This is a genomic window from Chitinophagales bacterium (assembly GCA_020636535.1).
In the GTDB taxonomy this organism is placed as follows: domain Bacteria; phylum Bacteroidota; class Bacteroidia; order Chitinophagales; family JADIYW01; genus JADJSS01.
In genome coordinates this window covers 1,170,661-1,190,895 of the sequence record JACJXT010000011.1, presented here as the reverse complement: position 1 = coordinate 1,190,895, position 20,235 = coordinate 1,170,661, and the positions used below count along the sequence as shown (strand labels likewise).

The 20,235-nt window shown below is 29.3% G+C and carries 19 protein-coding genes; 12 read left to right on the top strand and 7 right to left on the bottom strand.

Features of this window, described 5'->3' with window-relative positions; all coding sequences use genetic code 11:
- Positions 1–12 precede the first annotated feature (12 nt).
- Together H6553_05460 and H6553_05455 are read left to right on the top strand one after the other, a co-directional pair.
- A complete protein-coding gene (locus tag H6553_05460) occupies positions 13–894 on the top strand; it encodes a lysophospholipid acyltransferase family protein (GenBank protein MCB9033264.1) in 882 nt (293 codons plus the stop codon).
- Between the two features lie 2 nt (positions 895–896).
- Entirely contained in the window at positions 897–1,499 is a 603-nt protein-coding gene (locus tag H6553_05455) for a GNAT family N-acetyltransferase (GenBank protein MCB9033263.1), read from the top strand.
- Between the two features lie 33 nt (positions 1,500–1,532).
- Here H6553_05455 and H6553_05450 read toward each other — a convergent pair whose 3' ends face one another.
- Positions 1,533–1,967: a hypothetical protein gene (locus tag H6553_05450; protein MCB9033262.1), complete on the bottom strand. Its 435-nt coding sequence runs from the start codon at positions 1,965–1,967 to the stop codon at positions 1,533–1,535.
- A 106-nt stretch (positions 1,968–2,073) separates the two neighbouring features.
- Positions 2,074–2,472, bottom strand: a complete 399-nt coding sequence (locus H6553_05445; protein MCB9033261.1) for a hypothetical protein — start codon at positions 2,470–2,472, stop codon at positions 2,074–2,076.
- 280 nt (positions 2,473–2,752) lie between these two features.
- Here H6553_05445 and H6553_05440 point away from each other — a divergent pair, with 280 nt between their 5' ends.
- The 3 genes from H6553_05440 to H6553_05430 all read left to right on the top strand — a co-directional run bounded on the left by H6553_05440 (position 2,753) and on the right by H6553_05430 (position 5,965).
- The gene (locus H6553_05440; GenBank protein ID MCB9033260.1) at positions 2,753–3,799 is read left to right on the top strand and encodes a glycosyltransferase family 2 protein; all 1,047 of its coding nucleotides are present in this window, start codon (positions 2,753–2,755) and stop codon (positions 3,797–3,799) included.
- Entirely contained in the window at positions 3,799–4,671 is an 873-nt protein-coding gene (locus tag H6553_05435) for an SDR family oxidoreductase (GenBank protein MCB9033259.1), read from the top strand. Before H6553_05440 ends, H6553_05435 begins: the two co-directional genes overlap by 1 nt.
- 118 nt (positions 4,672–4,789) lie before the next feature.
- Complete coding sequence (locus H6553_05430; protein ID MCB9033258.1) at positions 4,790–5,965, top strand: acyl-CoA dehydrogenase family protein; 1,176 nt, start codon at positions 4,790–4,792, stop codon at positions 5,963–5,965.
- 33 nt (positions 5,966–5,998) lie between these two features.
- Here the strand turns inward: H6553_05430 and H6553_05425 are convergent, their stop codons facing one another.
- A complete protein-coding gene (locus tag H6553_05425) occupies positions 5,999–6,568 on the bottom strand; it encodes a hypothetical protein (GenBank protein ID MCB9033257.1) in 570 nt (189 codons plus the stop codon).
- Positions 6,569–6,629: 61 nt separating this feature from the next.
- Here H6553_05425 and H6553_05420 point away from each other — a divergent pair, with 61 nt between their 5' ends.
- From H6553_05420 to H6553_05405, 4 genes are all read left to right on the top strand, one after another.
- Positions 6,630–8,162 carry a DUF853 family protein gene (locus tag H6553_05420; GenBank protein ID MCB9033256.1) on the top strand — a complete coding sequence of 511 codons (1,533 nt, stop codon included), beginning with the start codon at positions 6,630–6,632 and terminating at the stop codon, positions 8,160–8,162.
- Positions 8,163–8,315: 153 nt separating this feature from the next.
- Positions 8,316–9,056 carry a deoxynucleoside kinase gene (locus H6553_05415; protein MCB9033255.1) on the top strand — a complete coding sequence of 247 codons (741 nt, stop codon included), beginning with the start codon at positions 8,316–8,318 and terminating at the stop codon, positions 9,054–9,056.
- Between the two features lie 8 nt (positions 9,057–9,064).
- A complete protein-coding gene (gene argH, locus H6553_05410; GenBank protein ID MCB9033254.1) occupies positions 9,065–10,411 on the top strand; it encodes an argininosuccinate lyase in 1,347 nt (448 codons plus the stop codon).
- A 194-nt stretch (positions 10,412–10,605) separates the two neighbouring features.
- Entirely contained in the window at positions 10,606–11,607 is a 1,002-nt protein-coding gene (locus H6553_05405; GenBank protein MCB9033253.1) for an FAD-dependent oxidoreductase, read from the top strand.
- A 375-nt stretch (positions 11,608–11,982) separates the two neighbouring features.
- On the opposite strand, the gene H6553_05400 is transcribed toward H6553_05405, so the two are convergent.
- Positions 11,983–13,284 carry a hypothetical protein gene (locus tag H6553_05400; protein ID MCB9033252.1) on the bottom strand — a complete coding sequence of 434 codons (1,302 nt, stop codon included), beginning with the start codon at positions 13,282–13,284 and terminating at the stop codon, positions 11,983–11,985.
- 172 nt (positions 13,285–13,456) lie between these two features.
- A complete protein-coding gene (locus H6553_05395; GenBank protein MCB9033251.1) occupies positions 13,457–14,269 on the bottom strand; it encodes a CDP-alcohol phosphatidyltransferase family protein in 813 nt (270 codons plus the stop codon).
- 96 nt (positions 14,270–14,365) lie between these two features.
- Between H6553_05395 and H6553_05390 the strand changes: the two genes are divergently transcribed.
- The 3 genes from H6553_05390 (at position 14,366) to H6553_05380 (ending at position 18,160) form a co-directional block, all read left to right on the top strand.
- Positions 14,366–15,682 carry a DUF389 domain-containing protein gene (locus H6553_05390; GenBank protein ID MCB9033250.1) on the top strand — a complete coding sequence of 439 codons (1,317 nt, stop codon included), beginning with the start codon at positions 14,366–14,368 and terminating at the stop codon, positions 15,680–15,682.
- A gap of 4 nt (positions 15,683–15,686) precedes the next feature.
- A complete protein-coding gene (locus tag H6553_05385; protein MCB9033249.1) occupies positions 15,687–16,769 on the top strand; it encodes an LptF/LptG family permease in 1,083 nt (360 codons plus the stop codon).
- Positions 16,770–16,843: 74 nt separating this feature from the next.
- Positions 16,844–18,160 carry a hypothetical protein gene (locus tag H6553_05380; protein ID MCB9033248.1) on the top strand — a complete coding sequence of 439 codons (1,317 nt, stop codon included), beginning with the start codon at positions 16,844–16,846 and terminating at the stop codon, positions 18,158–18,160.
- Between the two features lie 139 nt (positions 18,161–18,299).
- On the opposite strand, the gene H6553_05375 is transcribed toward H6553_05380, so the two are convergent.
- Positions 18,300–19,694 carry an anthranilate synthase component I family protein gene (locus H6553_05375; protein ID MCB9033247.1) on the bottom strand — a complete coding sequence of 465 codons (1,395 nt, stop codon included), beginning with the start codon at positions 19,692–19,694 and terminating at the stop codon, positions 18,300–18,302.
- 154 nt (positions 19,695–19,848) lie between these two features.
- Positions 19,849–20,235 carry a hypothetical protein gene (locus tag H6553_05370; GenBank protein ID MCB9033246.1) on the bottom strand — a complete coding sequence of 129 codons (387 nt, stop codon included), beginning with the start codon at positions 20,233–20,235 and terminating at the stop codon, positions 19,849–19,851.

Sequence of the window (20,235 nt, the reverse complement as noted above, 5' to 3'; positions counted from 1 at the left end):
ATTTTTATAGCAGTGAAAAAAATAATTACCAAGATACTTTTTACATGGCTTAAACTACTCTCCTATTTGCCATTATCTATTTTGTATATTTTGGCAAGCGTAATCCAGTTTTTTGTACAACACATTTTACATTATAGACAAACGGTCATCAATACCAATTTGGCTTATGCACTTCCTTACAAATCATCATTAGAAGTCAATAAAATTAGAAGAAAATACTACCATCATTTATCGTGCATTGTTGTAGAAATAATAAAATATATAAGTATATCCAAAAACAGTATTGATAAAAGAATTAGTTTAACTCATCAAGCCAAACAATTGTTATTTGATTTAAGGAATGAGCAAGTACCTTTATTTGTATTGTTAGGTCATTTTGGTAATTGGGAATGGGCAAGTTATTTAGCAGCAAATGCTACCAATAAAAAAGCTTATGCACTATATGCTCCTAGCAATAACATTACTTTTGATAATGAAATGAAAAAAATTAGAGAGCGACTAGGTTTGCATACTATTCTAAATTCAGACATTAAAAAAATTATTGAGGTTTGTCAACAAAATAATTTAATTGCCATACTTGCTGATCAAACTCCTGTTGATACAGACAAAGCTTATTGGACTAATTTTTTAGGCATCAAAACACCATTTCATCAAGCATATGCCAATATTGCTCACAAGCAAAATGCTATTGTATTGTATGCGTCTATTCATAAAATTGACAAAGGATATTACGAAGTCGATTTAAAAACAATTGCTATACCAAATCAACCAGTAGCTAATAAAGAAGACATTGTAGAACAATTCGTACGATTTTTAGAAAGCGATATTATTAACAAACCACAGCTTTGGTTATGGAGTCATAGACGATGGAAAAGAGCTGGAATTAAATATTAAACATGAATTTTGAATTTAATAATACTTATACTTTTAATAATAATATAGTAGAGCTACTTCCATTAACAGCAATCAATAAAAATTTATTAAAGGAAATTGCCTTACAAAATCCCAATATTACAAAGTACTCACCTATTATTTTTAATGATGAAACTTCTATAGACAATTATTTATCTGATGCATTTTTAAATTATAACAAAGCAATACGATATCCATTTATTATTTTAGATAAAATAAATAATAAAGTAGTTGGAACTACTAGTATTTGTAATGTATCTAACAAAGACAAGCGATTAGAAATTGGTTTTACTTGGTTGGCAAAAACAGCACAAGGAACTGCTATTAATAAAAATGTAAAATTTCTATTGTTGTGTTTTGCTTTTGAAACACTACAATTTGAAAGAGTAGAATTAAAAACCGATGAAAGAAATCTGCAATCGAGAAAAGCTATTTTGAAACTAGGTGCAACAGAAGAAGGCACTTTAAGAAGTCATACTTTAATGTACGATGGTTATAGAAGAAATACAGTCTATTATAGTATTTTAAAAGATGAATGGCAACAAATTAAATCAACTATTTTTAGTGATTGTTATTCAAATCAATAATTTATTTACATATTAATACATTGTATAAAAACATTATTGTGCTGGAAATGTTTTTGTTTTTATCTGCGTTTTATCATTCTTTAGCTTCTCAAGTGTTAAAAAATTTATTTTTCCATCTGAAACATAATTTGAATTTATAAAATAGACATTCAATTTATATACATAGTCATCAGACATCTTTAAAAAAGACTCAATAACAATAAACATGTCCTGCTCTATCACCTCATATTCATTAGGATATCCATATTTTTTTATACTTTTTCTTATATTATTAAATTCATTATATAAATTTTCTTTATCTTCTTTGTTTTCGGCACTAAACAGACTATATGCAATGTTATATTTATTTCTATCTACTAATCTTAATAAATCTTTAGTGTTTTCTATATAATCAGAGGATTGGCTTCTAACACAGGAAGTACCAAATAGTAATATTATAGATATTGCTACTATAACCTTATATTCCATTTTAAATTTGTTTTACTATTTATCAAATATATAAATAAATACAAGAATACATAGTCATATTTTTGTTAAAAAGTAGTTTTAAAACAACAAATTAAATCAACTATTTTTAGTGATTGCTATTCAAATCAATAATTTCAAAACTAATTAATTGTGGTGTTTTGTTCAATAAATTATACGACATATTAATTTGAATACTATCACAATCCATATAATATTGATATATAAATATAGCAACATTGCCATCTTCTTTATCTTCAATTAATTTTTCAGTATAACTATGTGTTGCTCTATTATTCCAATCGCAGTTCTGCATAATAGTTCCTATAATAATTTGCATTTGCTCTTTATTAAAATAAGGCGTTTCAAAGTAACTTAATGCACTCGGTTGATTCATGTTTTGTAGCAACTCATTAGCACTTTTCTTTGCCAAATTAAATCGTTTTTGTGCTGAGTTACAAGCACTCAACAACATGGTAGCAGTCATTATCCAAAGTATTTTTTTCATGATATCTTCACACAAAATAAGCTAAAAATCTCATTCAATACTAAGAATATTCTATTTTACAATTTGACCTACAATAAATTTAGAGAGAACAAATAAAAAAGCGTAAAGAAAATATTGCTGTTTGAGCAGAGCGAGTTTCAAGATTTTTAGCTTTTTTATGTAGTTCGAGCGTTAAGAATTTATTGTAGTCTTGACTTTTTGTAACTTTTGTGTCAAGACAAAAGTTAATCAATTATAACTATAGGTTAAATTAAAAAAATACACTAATTTCAAGCCAATAATGAACAAAAATATTGCCATAGTTATTTTAAATTATAATGGGAAACAGCACTTGCAACAATTTTTGCCTTCTGTAATACAGCACTCTAAGTTAGCTAATTGCAAAATCATTGTAGCAGATAATGCTTCTACTGATGATAGTACTCAATACTTACAAGAAAATTTTGCTAATCAAATTGAACTCATTGTTTTAGATAAAAATTATGGATTTGCAGAAGGTTATAATCGTGCATTACAACAAATTAAAAGTGATTATTACATATTATTAAATTCCGATGTTGAAGTAACTGCAAATTGGATTTCACCAGTAATTGATTATATAGAGCAAGATGATTTAATGGTAGCTGCTCAACCAAAATTACTGGCGTATCACAATAAAAAAGAGTTTGAATATGCTGGTGCTGCTGGTGGTTTTATCGATAAATATGGTTATCCGTTTTGTAGAGGAAGAATTTTTAATACTTGTGAAGTCGAAAATGGACAGTACAATCAAAATTCAGAAATTTTTTGGGCAAGTGGTGCTTGCTTGTTTATTAAAGCAGATGCATTTCATTTGGTAGGTGGTTTTGATGGCGATTTTTTTGCACACATGGAAGAAATTGATTTGTGTTGGCGACTAAAAAATTTAGGTTATAAAATTGGCTATTGTGCTAACAGTACTGTTTTTCATGTTGGAGGTGGAACTTTGCACAAATCTAATCCTAAAAAAACATATTTGAATTTTAGAAACAATAGAGCTTTGCTACGAAAAAATTTAAGTGGAATAGAATTGTCTGGAATCTATAAAATGCGAAATCGTTTAGATAAAATTGCTTGGTTAAAAAGTTTGCTTACCAATAAAGATGAAAGCAAAGCTATAAAAAAAGCACTAGCAGATTATAATGATATGATTGATGATTTGAATAATAAGAAAATTGCATTTCAGAAAATACAACAACAAAATGCAGTAGCACAACCAAATAAACATGGAATATATAATAGTAGTATCGTAGTAGATTATTACATCAAACAAAAGAAATTATTTAGTCAGTTAAATTTTAATATATAATGAATATTTTTATAATTGGAGCATCTGGATTAGTTGGTGGAAATTGCTATCATTACTTTAAAGAAAAAAAGGAAAATGTTATAGGAACACATTTTAGTTATGAAACACCTTATACTGTCGCTTTCAATACACTTGATATCAATAATGAAAATAATTTTAATATATACGATTTTAAACCTGATGTAATTATACATTGTGGTGCATTAACACATGTTGATTATTGTGAACAAAATGAAGTTGAAAGCTATGAGAAAACAGTTACTGCTACAAAAAATATTGTCGATTTAGCTGAGCAATTAAATGCAACTTTAGTTTTTATTTCTACCGATTATATTTTTGATGGACATGATGGACCTTACGATGAACAAGCAAAACCAAATCCAATTAGTATTTATGGTAGTCATAAATTAGAAGCAGAAGAATTAGTTTTAAATTCAACTGTTAATACTATTGTACTACGAATTACTAATGTTTATGGTGATGAAATTCGTGGTAAAAATTTTGTAGCCAGAATTTTTGACCAAGCCATTAATCAACAAAAATTGACTTTAAAATTACCAACCGACCAATTTGCTACGCCAATTAATGCACACGATATTGCTAAAGCGATGTACTTGTTATTAGACAATAAACATTATGGAATTTATAATATTTCAAGTACCGATTATATGAACAGAGTACAGTTGGCATTACGCATTTTAAGCTACTTTCCTACTGCACAATACGATTTATTGCCTATGACAACAAATGAATTAAATCCACCAGCACAAAGACCATTACAAGGTGGTTTGAAAAACAAAAAGTTTATGGACTTATTTCCTGATTTTGTTTTTAGTACTATTGATGAATATATATCTAATAAATTAAAATAATTTGTGATGTTGGAAGTTTCCTTCCGACATTTTATAATTCTTTTCAACAGTTTTTCTTGTCTAGAGGAAACTCCAGACAACACAATAAATAAATGCGTATTTTTAGAAAAAAATACCAATGAACAACATAACTGATTTATTTTTTAATGAAGAACACAAATTATTTCGTCAAACACTTAGAGCTTTTTTAGATAAAACAGTTGTTCCTAATATCGACCAATGGGAAAACGATGGAATGCTACCTGAATATATTTGGAAAGAATTTGGTGAAATGGGTTATTTTGGTTTAACTCAAGAAGAAAATTATGGTGGTTCTAATCTCGATTTCTGGTACGATGTAATATTTATAGAAGAAGTAAGTAAATGTAATTCTGGTGGTTTTGGTGCTAGTATTTCAGCACATCCATACTTAACACTATCACATTTAAAACATGAAGGAAGTGATTATATCAAAAATAAATATTTGAAAGAAGGTATTGCAGGAAACTTACATGGTGCTTTAGCAATTACCGAACCTTTTGCTGGAAGTGATGTTGCTAACATTAAAACAACTGCAAAAGAAAATGATGAGCACTTTGAAATTAATGGTTCTAAATGTTTTATTACCAATGGTATTAGTGCAGACTACTACATTGTTGCTTGTAAAACTAATATTGATGCTGGTGCTGGCGGAATTTCTATGCTAGTTGTTGATACAAACACTAAAGGAATTAGTACTAATCAATTAAAAAAGTTAGGTTGGAAAGCATCTGACACAGCAGAGATTGCATTTGACCAAGTTATAGTACCTAAAGAAAATTTGTTAGGCAAACTCAATCATGGTTTTTATTATATTATGCAACGATTTGAGTTAGAGCGACTCATGTTAGCTTTGGGTGCCATTGCTTCTTCTGAGTTAGCTATTCAACAAACACTACAATACATGAGCGAACGAAAAGCATTTGGCAAACCAATTAATAAGTTTCAAGTACTACGACATGATATGGCGAAGCTAATGAGCGAATTAGAAAGTGTAAAAACCTATACTTATTTTGTTTGTAAACAGTATAACGAAAAGAAATATTGCGTTAAAGAAGCATCGATGGCAAAATATTTAGCAACTGAATTGAGTGATAAAATTGCCTATCATTGCTTGCAAAAATTTGGTGGTTATGGTTTTATGGAAGATTATCCACTAGCACGATTTTTTAGAGATTCTCGGCTTGGAACAATTGGTGGTGGCACATCAGAAATTATGTTAGAAATTATAAGTAAACTTACTATTGATAATATTCAGTACAATAAAACAAAATAAAAGTACTATGATTTATAAATTCATCTAAGTCATTTACAACTTCAATTTTTTAATTATATTTTCAGGAAATATTAATTTAAACACTTCTTTTGTTTCTGGTTTCGCTTCTACAAATTTCCAATGATTGTAATCTGGTTTCCAAATAGCAACCATAGTATTATTTAATAAAATAGAATAAGTTTTTGTAGTTGCATCATAAACTACATTTTCTTTTCCATATTTACTTTTATAAATATTGGTAATCGTTCCATTCTCATCTTCAAAGTCAGCTTCTAAAAAAGTAAGTTTAAGTAAATAACTATAATTTAATTTAGCATACTTTGCACCATCATACGAAATTACTTTTTCAATACTAGTAATTTTACTATCTAAAAATGTTGTTTTTACAGTCGTATCATCGTAAATATCTTTAATTGCCATTTGTATCGTAGCTTTAGGAAACACATTAAACAACTCTGGATACAAATACTCATCAACACTTTCAATCTTATCAATTACATTAAAATAAGCATTAAAGTCTTTAGTTAAACCAATTTGCTCTTCATTTCCAGCCAATAAAGTTCCAAAACAAATACTAATAGTTATAAAAATCAAATTTCTCATTATCTCAAATGTAAATAGAAAAACGCATAAAAGTAAATTTTGTATTTTTACGAAAAAAAAGATGGCGAATATCGATTCATTTAAAGAAGAAATTAATCAAGGATATACTTTTAAAGGAAATAGTTTTGTATTAGGTGGTGCTATGTTAGACAAGCAATCAGTTGCCAATACACCAATTAAAGTGCCTTTAAAATCGTTAAATAGACACGGACTTATTGCTGGTGCTACAGGTACTGGAAAAACAAAATCGGTGCAATTATTTTCTGAAAAATTATCAGAGAATGGTATTTCGGTTTTGATGATGGATATTAAAGGCGATTTTTCTGGTATTGCTGCTGAAGGTACATCTAATCCAAAAATTGAAGAAAGAAAAAATGCCATTGGTATCGATTGGAAAGCGACTAAATATCCTACGGAAGTCTTTTCTATTTCGCAGCAAGATGGCGTGCGACTAAGAGCTACTGTTGCAGAATTTGGTCCAATTCTAATTTCTAAAATTTTAGATTTGAACGACACACAACAAGGCGTTATTGCTACATTGTTTAAGTATTGCGATGATGCACATTTACCTTTATTAGATTTAGAAGACTTTAAAAAAGTACTACAATTTGCATCTACAGAAGGAAAAGAGGAATTAGAAAAAGAATACGGTGCTGTTAGTCCAGCTACATTTGGAACAATACTTAGAAAAGTAGTAGAGTTAGAACAACAAGGTGCTAATATTTTCTTTGGCGAAACTTCTTTTGATGTAAATGATTTGCTACGAAAAGACAGCAATGGTTATGGTTACATTAATGTAATTCGATTAACTGATATTCAAGACAAACCTAAATTGTTCTCTACTTTTATGTTGAGTTTACTAGCAGAAATTTATGAGAAGTTTCCTGAAAAAGGCGACCAAGAAAAACCAGATCTAGTCATTTTTATTGATGAAGCTCATTTGGTTTTTCAAGAAGCATCTAAAGCATTAAACGAACAGATAGAAACCATTGTAAAATTAATTCGTTCTAAAGGCGTAGGCGTATTTTTCTGCACACAAAATCCTAATGATATTCCCAACGATGTATTAGGACAGTTAGGTATGAAAATTCAACATGCTCTAAGAGCATTTACTGCAAAAGATAGAAAAGCAATTAAACTCGTAGCAGAAAATTATCCATATACCGAAAATTACGAAGTAGAAAACATTATTACAGAAATGGGAATTGGTGAAGCACTAGTTACGGTATTAAACGAAAAAGGTATTCCTACACCATTGGTACATACATTAATGGCACCACCACAATCTAGAATGGATGTATTGAGTGATAGCGAACTAAATACGCTCATTAAAAATTCAAATTTGTATAATAAATATAATCAAGTAATTGATAGAGAAAGTGCTTATGAAATGCTAAGCAAAAAAATGTTAGATGCTGAAAAAGACGAAGCTAAAAAAGAAGTAGTAAAAGAACGAAAAACAACTAGTAAAAAAGCAGAGCAATCTACCATTGGTAAAGTATTAAATAGTACCACAGGCAGACAAGTACTTAGAACAGCAACATCTACACTTACAAGAGGTTTATTAGGTATCTTAAAAAATGCAATGAAATAATTTATAGGTTTGTTCGTCATTCCAAAAAAATTGGCAGTATTCCGAAACTTCGGAACGAAGAAATTTGTTTGGAATCTAATATCTTTTTATAATAGATTCCGTATATTTCTCATACTTAAAAATTACAGAATGACAAAAATTAGTTAAAAAAATATGTCTAAAATTATACTACAAAATATAGCCACTTCGCCAAACGATTCTATTGATAAATCGCAAACTCAAGCAACCACAAAAGATATCATCAACGAAATTGAAGACTTACAAGACATTTTAATTGCAGATAGTAGCAAAGCCATTCTAGTTATTTTACAAGGATTAGATGCTTCTGGAAAAGATGGTGTAAGTAAAAATGTATTTGGAAAATTAAATCCACTAGGTTTGCAAATTGCTGGATTTAAAAAGCCAACACCAATAGAAATGGCACACGATTTTTTATGGCGTGTACATCAGCAAGTTCCTGCAAAAGGAAAAATCGGTATTTTTAATCGTTCGCATTACGAAGATGTTTTGATACAAAAAGTGCATCATTGGGTAGATGATGCTACGATTCAAAATAGATATAAACATATTAATCATTTTGAACAATTATTAGAAGATACAAATACCACTGTACTAAAGTTTTACTTGCATACTTCTAGCGAAAATCAGCTAGAGCGACTGACAGAGCGAAAGGAAAATCCAAAGAAAATGTGGAAACACAATGATGGTGATTGGACAGAACGAGAATTTAGAACACAGTATATTGATGCTTACGAAACTGTATTTGAAAAATGTAGCGAAGCAGCTCCTTGGCATATTATTCCTGCTGATAAAAATTGGTACAAAGAATATTTAATTGCAAAAAAAGTGTTAGAAACACTTAAAAATCTAAATTTAAAATATCCAACATTATAAATAAATATATGAGTAAGTTGTGGCAAAAAGACAATCAAGATGAAAATGCACTAAGCAGTTTGGTAGAAGCATTTACTGTTGGACAAGACAAAGAGTTAGATGTAGTATTAGCATCATTTGATGTTTTAGGTTCATTGGCTCATACGCAAATGTTGAGCGAAGTTGGCTTACTAACTACTGATGAAAAAGAAGCATTGCATGAAGCATTAAAAAAAATATATAAACAAACACTAAAAGATAATTTTACTATTGGTGATGGTATTGAAGATATACACAGCGAAGTAGAATTTAGATTAACAGAACAATTGGGCGAGATTGGTAAAAAAATTCATAGTGGTCGTTCAAGAAATGACCAAATACTATTAGATTTAAAACTCTTTGCACGAAATGAATTACTAGAAATAAGCTTGGAATGTTATAGCTTATTCAATCAGTTAATTGAGTTGAGCAATACACACAAAGACAAATTGTTGCCAGGTTATACGCATTTACAATTAGCAATGCCATCAAGTTTTGGCTTGTGGTTTGCTGCCTATGCAGAAAGCTTAGTTGATGATATGCAAATGTTATACACTGCATTTAAAGTAGCCAATAAAAATCCATTAGGTTCTGGTGCTGGCTATGGTAGTTCGTTTCCACTAAATAGAAATCGTACTACAGAATTGCTTGGATTTGAAAGTTTAAATTATAATGTAGTTTACGCACAAATGAACAGAGGAAAACTAGAAAAAACTTGTGCTATTGCTTTGTCAAACATTGCTGCAACACTTAGTAAAATGGCAATGGATTGTTGTTTGTATATGAATCAGAATTTTGGATTTATTAATTTTCCTGATGAATTGACTACTGGTTCTAGCATTATGCCACACAAAAAAAATCCAGATGTTTGGGAACTCATTCGTGCTAAATGCAATAAACTACAAAGTTTACCTAATCAGTTTACATTGATTTTAAACAATTTACCTTCTGGCTATCATAGAGATTTACAAATTATAAAAGAAGATTTTATATATAGTTTTACTACTTTAAAATCGTGTTTACAAATGACACAAGTGATGCTCAACCACATAAAAATTGAAGACAACATTTTAAAAGATACTAAGTATACATTTTTATTTACGGTAGATAGTGTGAACGAATTGGTAAACGAAGGCATGAGTTTTAGAGATGCTTATGTTGCTGTTGGAAAACAAGTAGAAAATGGTTCTTATAAAAAACCAAAAAAACTAAATCATACATTAGAAGGAAGTTTAGGCAATTTGTATAATGATGAAATAAAGTTGCTCATGCAAACAACATTTAAGCAATTTCCAATGCAGCACATCTATCAATCTATAGATGATTTGTTAAAGTAATATTTATTTTAAAATCATTTAATTTATTCAATAGTAATTGATAATAAAATTGTCATTCAAAATTTTGAGTAACGAAAGTTGAATAATCTTAAATTATAAGCAATTAATCACTATTTTCACTTACTTTTTTACAAATACCTGTGTTATCTGTAGGAAATTCTTCAAAATAAATTGCGAATGCGTAATTTTGTAACATGACTGATTTACTAATTATTGGACAAGGTTTAGCAGGAACGATGTTGAGCTATTATGCAGAACAAAACGATATAACTTATCATATTATAGATGAGTACAATCCAAATGCATCTTCTAATATTGCAATAGGAATTGTCAATCCAATTACTGGTAGAAAATTAGTTAAAACTTGGATGATAGACGACTTATTGCCATTTGCTTTTGACACATATCAAACAATAGCTACAAAATATCAACTCGATTTCGTTCAACAAAAAGATATTTATAAAATATTTTCTTCTAGTGATGATATTGAACTTTGGCATCAAAGAAAAGTAGATGTTGATTATCAAAATTACATGGGTGATGTGGTGGAAACAGTGCATCAAAATATAAAAACACCATTTGGTGCTGGCATTATTCAACAATCATTTTGGATAGATGTTGCAAAGCTCACAGCACATTTTAGAAAAACATTATTAGCACAACAAAAATTAAGTCAAGCTACATTTGATGAAAATAAAGCACAGTGGTTAGCCAATGAAAGTTGTTATGTTTATAATGATATAAAATATAAATATATTATTAACTGCCAAGGATATAAAGCAAAAATGACTAACGCTTTTAAAGACTATCCATTTTCAAGTGCAAAAGGTGAATATTTTACTATTTATGCACCAGCATTACAGTTAAATAAAATAATTAATAAAAATATATTTATAGTACCACTAGGAAATGATTTATACAATGTAGGCACTACTTTTGTTTGGAATGATTTAAGTGAAAGTATGACCGAAAATGGAAAAACAGAATTGCTACAAAAATTGCATAAACTTATTCAATGTGAATATACTATTGTAGAAGAAAAAGCAGGCATTCGTCCTACCACAAAAGACAGACGACCATTTGTAGGCAAACACGAATCAATTCCAAATTTATATATTTTAAACGGATTTGGTACTAAAGGTGTTTCACTAGCACCATACTTTGCCAAGCAATTACTAGAAGAAATTATTAACTAAAACTCATTGTTCATTTGGGCGTCATTCTAGAAAAATATTTAATAGAAGAATAGATTCTGTATATTTTTCGTTCTCAAAATTACGGAAGGACGAAGAACACCGTTACAAAAAGACTATTTTTTAACCTGAGTTATGGATTAGAATAGTTTGAATAAACTAGCAATTATTAGAAAAAGAGCGTCTTTACGAGCGAATGAAAGTAGCGAAGTCTACCTGTCGGCAGACAGGTAATCTACTTTATAGCAGTTCATAGTTTGAGATTGCCACAATTTTGTTCGTTCCTCTCAAAATTTCGCAATGACGATTGATTATCAGTTAATTATGCAGAATTTAATCCATAACTCAGGTTTTTTTACTTTATTTTGTACCTGTGATTTAAAACCTAGCATCATCTTTGCCTTCTTCTAAGTATTTCTTTTCTTCTTTTTTCTTAACAAAATTCATAAGAAACTGCTTAAACTTTGGCAATGACTTCATCTTTGGATTTTTGCCTTTATCTTTAAATCTATCGAAATAATATTTTGTAGCTAAAACAGAAAAGGCCGCACAAGTATTATGGTCTAAATGATCACTTAAGTTTTGAAGTACAATATCTTCCTTCCCTTTTTTTGTCATTTCATTATACACATCGATAGAATTGGTGTAATGCACTTCCCTATCGCCTTTGCAAAAACACAATTGCGTTGGTGCTTTCGCTACCCAATTTTTGTCTAAACTATTTTCTTTAAGCCGTTGTTTAAATTCAAAATTCGGATTATTTAAATATTCATCTATATATTTTTGTTTTACAATATCTTTTGGAATTTTAGGTAGTGCTTTATCTAACTCACCATAGGACAAATTTTTATTATTCTCAAAGAATTTTGGCAACAAAGTATCTAATGGAGAACGAAAAATATCATATATATTATCTATATCTAAAACATGGTATGCTTCTTGGTACGAAACCAACAAAAAAGGCAAATAAAATGGTCTTGGATACTCTTGAAACATATATTTTTCTTGCTCACCTACCATATTATAGGCACCAGACATTGGCGAAGTTGCCGTTACCTGAAATCTTGGATCGTTTAATGCTTCTAAATATTTTTGAGCTGCAAAAGACGAATGTCCACCTTGCGAATATCCAGTTAAAAACAACTGACCATCGTATTGTATATTGATTACATCTTTCATTTCATCAAATGCATATAATAAATATATAAATGACATTGCTTCTGACCAAGCATGTTGATACAAGTGTTTTCCTTCACCTTTTCCCAATCCATAATAATCTGGATGTAGTGCAATGTAACCATCTGTTGCAAAACCTAAACAAATACCTTGCTGTGCATTATCATCAGAAATGGTTCTGTCTTTATGAATTTCCGTTCCATGACCATACATCATAATAGGAAATGAATTTGTTTTTTTTACATTTCTAGGAACATAAACTATAGCAGAAGCTTTTCTCATTGTGCTATCAATCCAAGGAACTAAATAAATGACTTCATAAATATCTACATCATTGTTTATTGGCAATACCAATTTTGGAATTTTATGTGCCTTCCAAATAGAATCGATACTAGATTTGGTGTGTTGTTTTACCAACTCGTACGAAACCAAATATTTTTGTTCTGCTTGAGCAATGCCAACAATTAAAAATAAGCATAAGAGTAAATACAATTTTCTAGACATAGGTTTTATTTTGCACGAATATACCTATTTCTAGTTAGTTATAAAAGTGTATATTGGAGTTTCTTTATATAAAATGATTACAAAGATTAAACTAGAAAAATATTATTAAAACAGAACTATAATAAGTACACTATTTCATATAAAAACTTTTATTACTAAATTAGACATTAAACTATATTTCTTTTTTTACTTTATTTCTGTCTACAAAAAATTTAATGATATTAATAAAAATATAAATACCAATTATTTTTGATAAAGACATCCAACCTAATAAAAATGGCATTGGTAAACTCAATACGATAACTGCTAGAAACCACTTATTTTTAAACGGATTTCCTTTTAAACTAAAAAATGGAATTTCACTCACCATTAAAAAAGAAATCAGTAATGTATATACAATTATCACAGATGATTTAAAAACGATTGTTAATGGCAAATGATAAATAAATCCATCTAGCATACCTTTGTGATGATAAAACCAATCTAAATGGTTTACATAAACAGTGTTGAATGACATATACAGTCCTAATACAAATATTGCTGCTGCTGGTGTTGCTACGCCAATAAAATTTTCTGTTTGTCTAGTATCAATATTAAACTTTGCCAATCGCCAACAAGCAGCCATAGCATAAACCAAAGCAATAAAAGCGTATGGTGTTGTAATATTTAAAGGCAACTCATACTGTAATATATTGGCTGTTGTTTCCATTGGTGGCAAAATAGATTTATACGATAACATAGTATATATCATAATAGCTGGTAACACACCAAAGGTTACCATATCAGCTAATGAATCTAATTGTGCTCCAATATCAGATTTTACTTTTAATGCTCGTGCAACAAAACCATCTAAAAAATCGGCTAATAATGCTAAAGCCATTAAAATTGGTACTTTATTATAATCTCCATATAAACAAAAGATGATAGCAGTAATACCACATAATAAATTAAAAATGGTCAACGAATTTGGTATGTGTTTAATCATATATAGTTCAAAATTACTATATCTTGGTCAATAATGCCATCTTATTAAATTAATTATTCAGAATAAAGCTTATTTTTAGACAAAATTTATCTATAGATGAGCATAAATCCAATTAAATCTATCTTAAAATCGTATTTCGATTTGCGTATAGACCAATTGAATGAAACACTTATTGTTAGTAATATTAAACAAGCCAGCGAGTTTAAAGGCACTAACCTTTGGGCTTTAATTGCCGCTATTTTAATTGCTTCTGTTGGTTTAAATATGAATTCTACTGCTGTAATTATTGGTGCTATGTTAATTTCGCCATTAATGGGACCAATTATTGGTATTGGTTATGCACTAGCAACTTTCAACCTAGAGATGTTTAAACAAGCAGCGAAAAACTTCCTCACTTTTGTAATAATAAGTGTAGTTACTGCTAGCATTTATTTTTGGATAAGTCCGTTTAAAGAAATGGGAAGTGAAATAACTGGTCGAACTTTTCCAACTGCTTACGATGTTTTAATTGCTTTTTTTGGTGGTGTAGCAGGTATTGTTGCTTTTACTAGAAAAGAAAAAAGTAATATTATTCCAGGTGTTGCCATTGCTACTGCATTAATGCCTCCACTCTGTGTAGCTGGATTTGGAATTGCCAATTTTAATTTTTCTTGCTTTGCTGGTGCTACTTACTTATTTATTATTAATTGTGTAATGATTGCCTTTGCTACATTTATGGTATCTAAAGTTATTTTTAGAGTACCTAATTTTGTTTATGCTGAAGGAATTAGTAAAAAAAGAATTAATACTATATTTTATTTAATAATACTACTTACAATTATTCCAAGTATTTACATGGGATATACACTAGTACAAAAAACCAAGTTTACCGAAAACACTAAAAACTATGTTGCAGATGAAATTGAAAATAAAAACATTCCTGTACTAAAGTACAATAGTTCTTATACTAAAAACGAAATTGAAGTATTTACTTTGTCTGATATTGATAGTAATGTTCAAAAAATTATAATAGAAAATTCGGAGTTTTATGGTTTAAAAAATCCTAGTATTAAATTCAAATCTGCTAAGGAATATATTGCCCAAAGTTCTGAAAAGGAAACTGCCGATCAACAAAAAATTGTTGCACTACAAGATAGTTTAGTGGCTTATCAGAATTTACAAGCGGCTATTCATAATCAAAATCAAGAAGAAAAAGATATATTAACTGAGCTTCATGCTATTGAACCTAAAGTTAAAGCATTTGGTATTATTGATATGAATTTCGTAGATGCATCAAAAACTCATATTCCACTATTTATTGTTACTGACGATATGATTCCTAAAGAAATGGAAAGTTCAATCAGAAGATATTTAGTGACTAAATTTCCTAATGACTCTATTAGCATCAATTATAAATTGATAAAAAATTATTAAATACATGTTTAAAGTATTAGACAAATATATCATTAAACAATTTTTAGTAACTTTTTTCTTTGCTATATTTTTATTGACATTGATTGCAGTTGTAATAGACATCACTGAGAAAATAGACAACTTAATTAGCAACCAAGCTCCTTTTAAAGCAGTTATTTTTGATTATTACTTTAATTTTATTCCTTGGATTGGATTGCTTCTTGCACCTTTATTTGTATTTATTTCTGTTATTTATTTTACTTCACGATTAACAGCCAATACCGAAGTCATATGTATACTAAACGGTGGTATTAGTTTTTATAGATTATTGTTGCCTTATTTATTTACTGCTTGTGCTTTAGCTCTTTTCTTTGGATACTACAATCACAACATCTTACCTAAACAAAATGCAGCTAGAATTCAATTTGAAGAAACCTATTCTACCAAAAAAGATGATAAAACTTATAGGCAGAATTATCATTTTCAACTAAGCAATGACACTTTTTTTTATGCTCAATTCTATACAGAAAATACCAATAATGCAAGTAACATTACACTAGAAGTAATTGACAGCAATACGGTTAAATATCGGTTAGAAGCACAAAATTGTCAATACGATTCTATTAGTAATAAATGGAAAATCAAACACTATAAAATTAGAAAATACGATTCGCCAAAAGACAGCTTAACGACTGGTGTAGATACTACGATGTACTTACCTATTCAAGCAGAAGATTTTATACTAGAAGTCTACGATACAGAAACAATGACTACCGACAAACTTTCTGAATTTATAGACGACCAAGTTAAAAAAGGTGCAGAAGATGTTTCTTTTTTTGAACTTGAAAAATATAGAAGAACAGCAATTCCTTTTAGTGTTATCATTTTGACTGTAATTGGTGTTGCTATGACTACACACAAAGTACGAAATGGAATGGGCATTTATTTAGTACTTGGCTTACTAATAAGTGGTGCTTATATCATTATACAACAATTTTCATCAGTGTTTGCTACTAAAGGCAATCTCGATCCATTAATTGGTGCATGGATTCCTAATATCATTTTTTCTATAGTCGCAATTATCTTATTAATAAGAGCACCAAAATAATGTGGAATACTTTAATTGTATAAACTAAATCAATACACATTATTTTACTATTTTTCATCTTTTAAAATTATTGAATGGATTTACACAGCATTTTTAGAGGTATTTTGGGCATTATTATTCTACTAGTTATTTTAGTTGGATTTAGCAATAACAGAAAAGCAATTGACTGGAAATTAGTAGCTACTGGTATTGCATTACAAATTATATTTGGTTTGTTAGTAATAAAAGTAGAATATGTAAGAGTATTCTTTGAATTTTTTGCTAATGGTTTTACACAAATCATTAATTGCACCAATGCAGGAACTGATTTCTTATTGCGTTCTTTTGTAAACGGACAAATTGAATCGCCTGTTATTAATTTTGCTTTTAGAATATTACCAACAATTATATTCTTTTCTGCCTTATCTTCTTTATTGTACTACTTAGGCATCTTACAAAAAGTAGTCTATGCTTTTGCTTGGGTGATGAAAAAAACTATGCGACTGTCTGGTCCAGAATCACTGTCTGCTGCTGGAAATATTTTTATGGGACAAACAGAATCGCCACTATTAGTAAAACCTTACATCGCCAATATGACAAAATCGGAATTATTGTGTTTGATGACTGGTGGAATGGCAACTATTGCTGGTGGTGTTTTAGCTGCCTACATTGGATTTTTAGGTGGTTCTAGCAAAGCTGAACAAGTAATCTTTGCTACACATTTGCTAAGTGCTTCGATCATGTCTGCACCTGCTGCTATTGTAGCATCTAAAATATTATTTCCAGAAACTGAATACGGTAGATTGGAACAAGAGTTGCATATTTCTGACCAAAAAAATGGCATTAATGCACTAGAAGCAATTTCTATTGGTACTGGCGATGGTTTACGACTAGCAGTTAATGTTGGTGCTATGCTATTGGTATTTATTGCATTCATCTATTTAGTAAATGTATTTTTAGGATTTGCTGGAAGCTTACATCTTAAAAAATATTATTCATTAAATGAAATGATTAATATGGCAACTGCTGGCAAGTATCCATCATTGAGTTTAGAATATATATTTGGATTACTATTTGCTCCAATTGCTTGGGTATTAGGTACGCCAAGTCATGATATAGTTACCGTAGGAAGATTACTTGGCGAAAAAACTATTATCAACGAGTTTGTAGCATATTCTTCATTAGGAACATTAAAAGCAGAAGGTTTGTTCAATAATCCAAAGTCTGTAATTATAGCGACTTATGCGTTATGTGGATTTTCTAATATTGCTTCGATTGGTATACAAATTGGTGGTATTGGTGCTTTGGCTCCAAACAGAAGAGCCGACTTAGCAGAGCTTGGTGTAAAAGCATTAATTGGTGGTTCTATAGCTTGTTTCTTAACCGCAGCCATAGCTGGCATGTTGTTTTAGATTGAAGAATAGCAATATTCATAGAATTCATTATTTAATATGATTTCTCGACAAAAGACATTTATTATTCAGAATAAGAATTTTAGATAATGCTATTTCGTTTCTGAAATTTTGTACAAGATATCAACAACACTAACAATTAAATTTCTGTTGCATACAAGATAGCTTTGTTAAGTGCTGCTAATTTGTTTTCTACTTCTTGTAATTCGCTCTCAGGTTTTGAGTCTGCTACCACACCAGCACCTGCTTGTAGTGTCAATGTATTGTCTTTGCTCATCAAAGTTCTAATCATAATCGCGTGATTAAAATCACCATTAAATTGTAAATGACCAATAGCTCCACCATAAAAAGTTCTTGCTCTATTTTCATATTGGTCGATAAGTTGCATGGCTTTATATTTTGGAGAACCAGACAAAGTGCCTGCTGGAAAAGTATCTCCAATCATTTTAATTTTATTGGTTTGCTCTGTAATATTGCTACTAACTTTAGACACTAAATGGATGACATGTGAATAATATTGTACTTCTTTATAAACTTCTACGCTTGTATTTTTTCCGCTACGAGATAAATCGTTTCGTGCTAAATCTACCAACATAATATGTTCAGCATTTTCTTTTGGATCATCTGCTAGTTTCTTAGCAAGCTCTGCATCTTGAACATCATTTCCTGTTCTTCTGAAAGTTCCTGCAATTGGATGAATGGTTACTTTGTTATTTTGAATGATAAGTTGTGCTTCTGGAGAAGCTCCCATTAATCGAAAATTATCGTAATCAAAATAAAAACAATAAGGCGATGGATTGATACTTCTTAATGCACGATATATATTAAAATCATCACCTTGATATTGATATTGAAACTGACGAGATAAAACAATTTGAAAGACATCACCTCTGTAGCAACTCTCCTTTCCTTTTTGTACCATGTTTAGGTAATCTTCATCAGTAATATTAGAAGTTTTATTAGTATCTACATTAAAATAATCGAGATGTAATGGACTGTACTTAATCATGCTTTCAATTTCTTCCAATGAAGCATAGTGATTTTGTATTCCTTCGATTGAATTTTTTATAATAAATAATTCTTGATTAAAATGGTTGAATGCAATAATATATTGATAAAAATGATATTGCATATCTGGTATAAGTTGATTTTTATTAATGAATTGAATATCTTCAAAATATTGAACAGCATCGTAAGACATATAACCAAACAATCCATTACTAATACATTTTTCATTTATATTATTATATAAAAATTGTTTTAAATAGTCGTTGATTTGATTAGATAAGCTATTTGGTGTTATGTTTTGTATTTGTTCCTGATTATTAATATACGAAATAAGATTATTATTTTCTACTTTAAATCCTGCAATTGGATGAAAACAGATATAGGAATAATTGTGTTCATCACCATGATAGTCGGAACTTTCTAATAAAATACTATTTTTAAATTTGGCTCTTAATCGCAGATAAATACTTACTGGTGTAAGCATATCGGCTATTGTTTTTTTATATTGCGTAGTTATAGTGTACATTTTACTTTGTTTTGCATTAAAAAAAATGTCCCGACAAAAAATCGGGACAAATATACTATATTGATGATAGATTTATACTGTACCGAAAAAGATTCAGCTTGTCCACCACCAAAATTTGTTTGTTTTAATCATAGTACAATGATAAGTAAAATATTTAGTATTTAGTAGCTTGTTTTTCAATTTTATTTTGCTTTACTTTTCCTGAGATAATTAATGGAATGCCAACAGTTACACCAGCAATAGATTCAAACATTCCTATACTAAAAAATCCAGCTAAACCAATACTACCAATTGGATTTTCCTCTTTGTTTTTATTTATTAAAACTCCACCATAAATCATAGTAGTTACTCCAGTTAGTAAAAGTGTTCCTGTAATAACACCACCACTTATCAATTGTCGTTTGCTTTTAAGTTTTAATTTTTGGTAAGCGGCTGAATTAATTTGTAGTGTATCTTTTTTTAAAGTTAGTTGACAATTAGGTTCATTGGAGAAAGCAAACTGCACAAAATATAATAATAAAAAAAGGATAATAAATTTCAT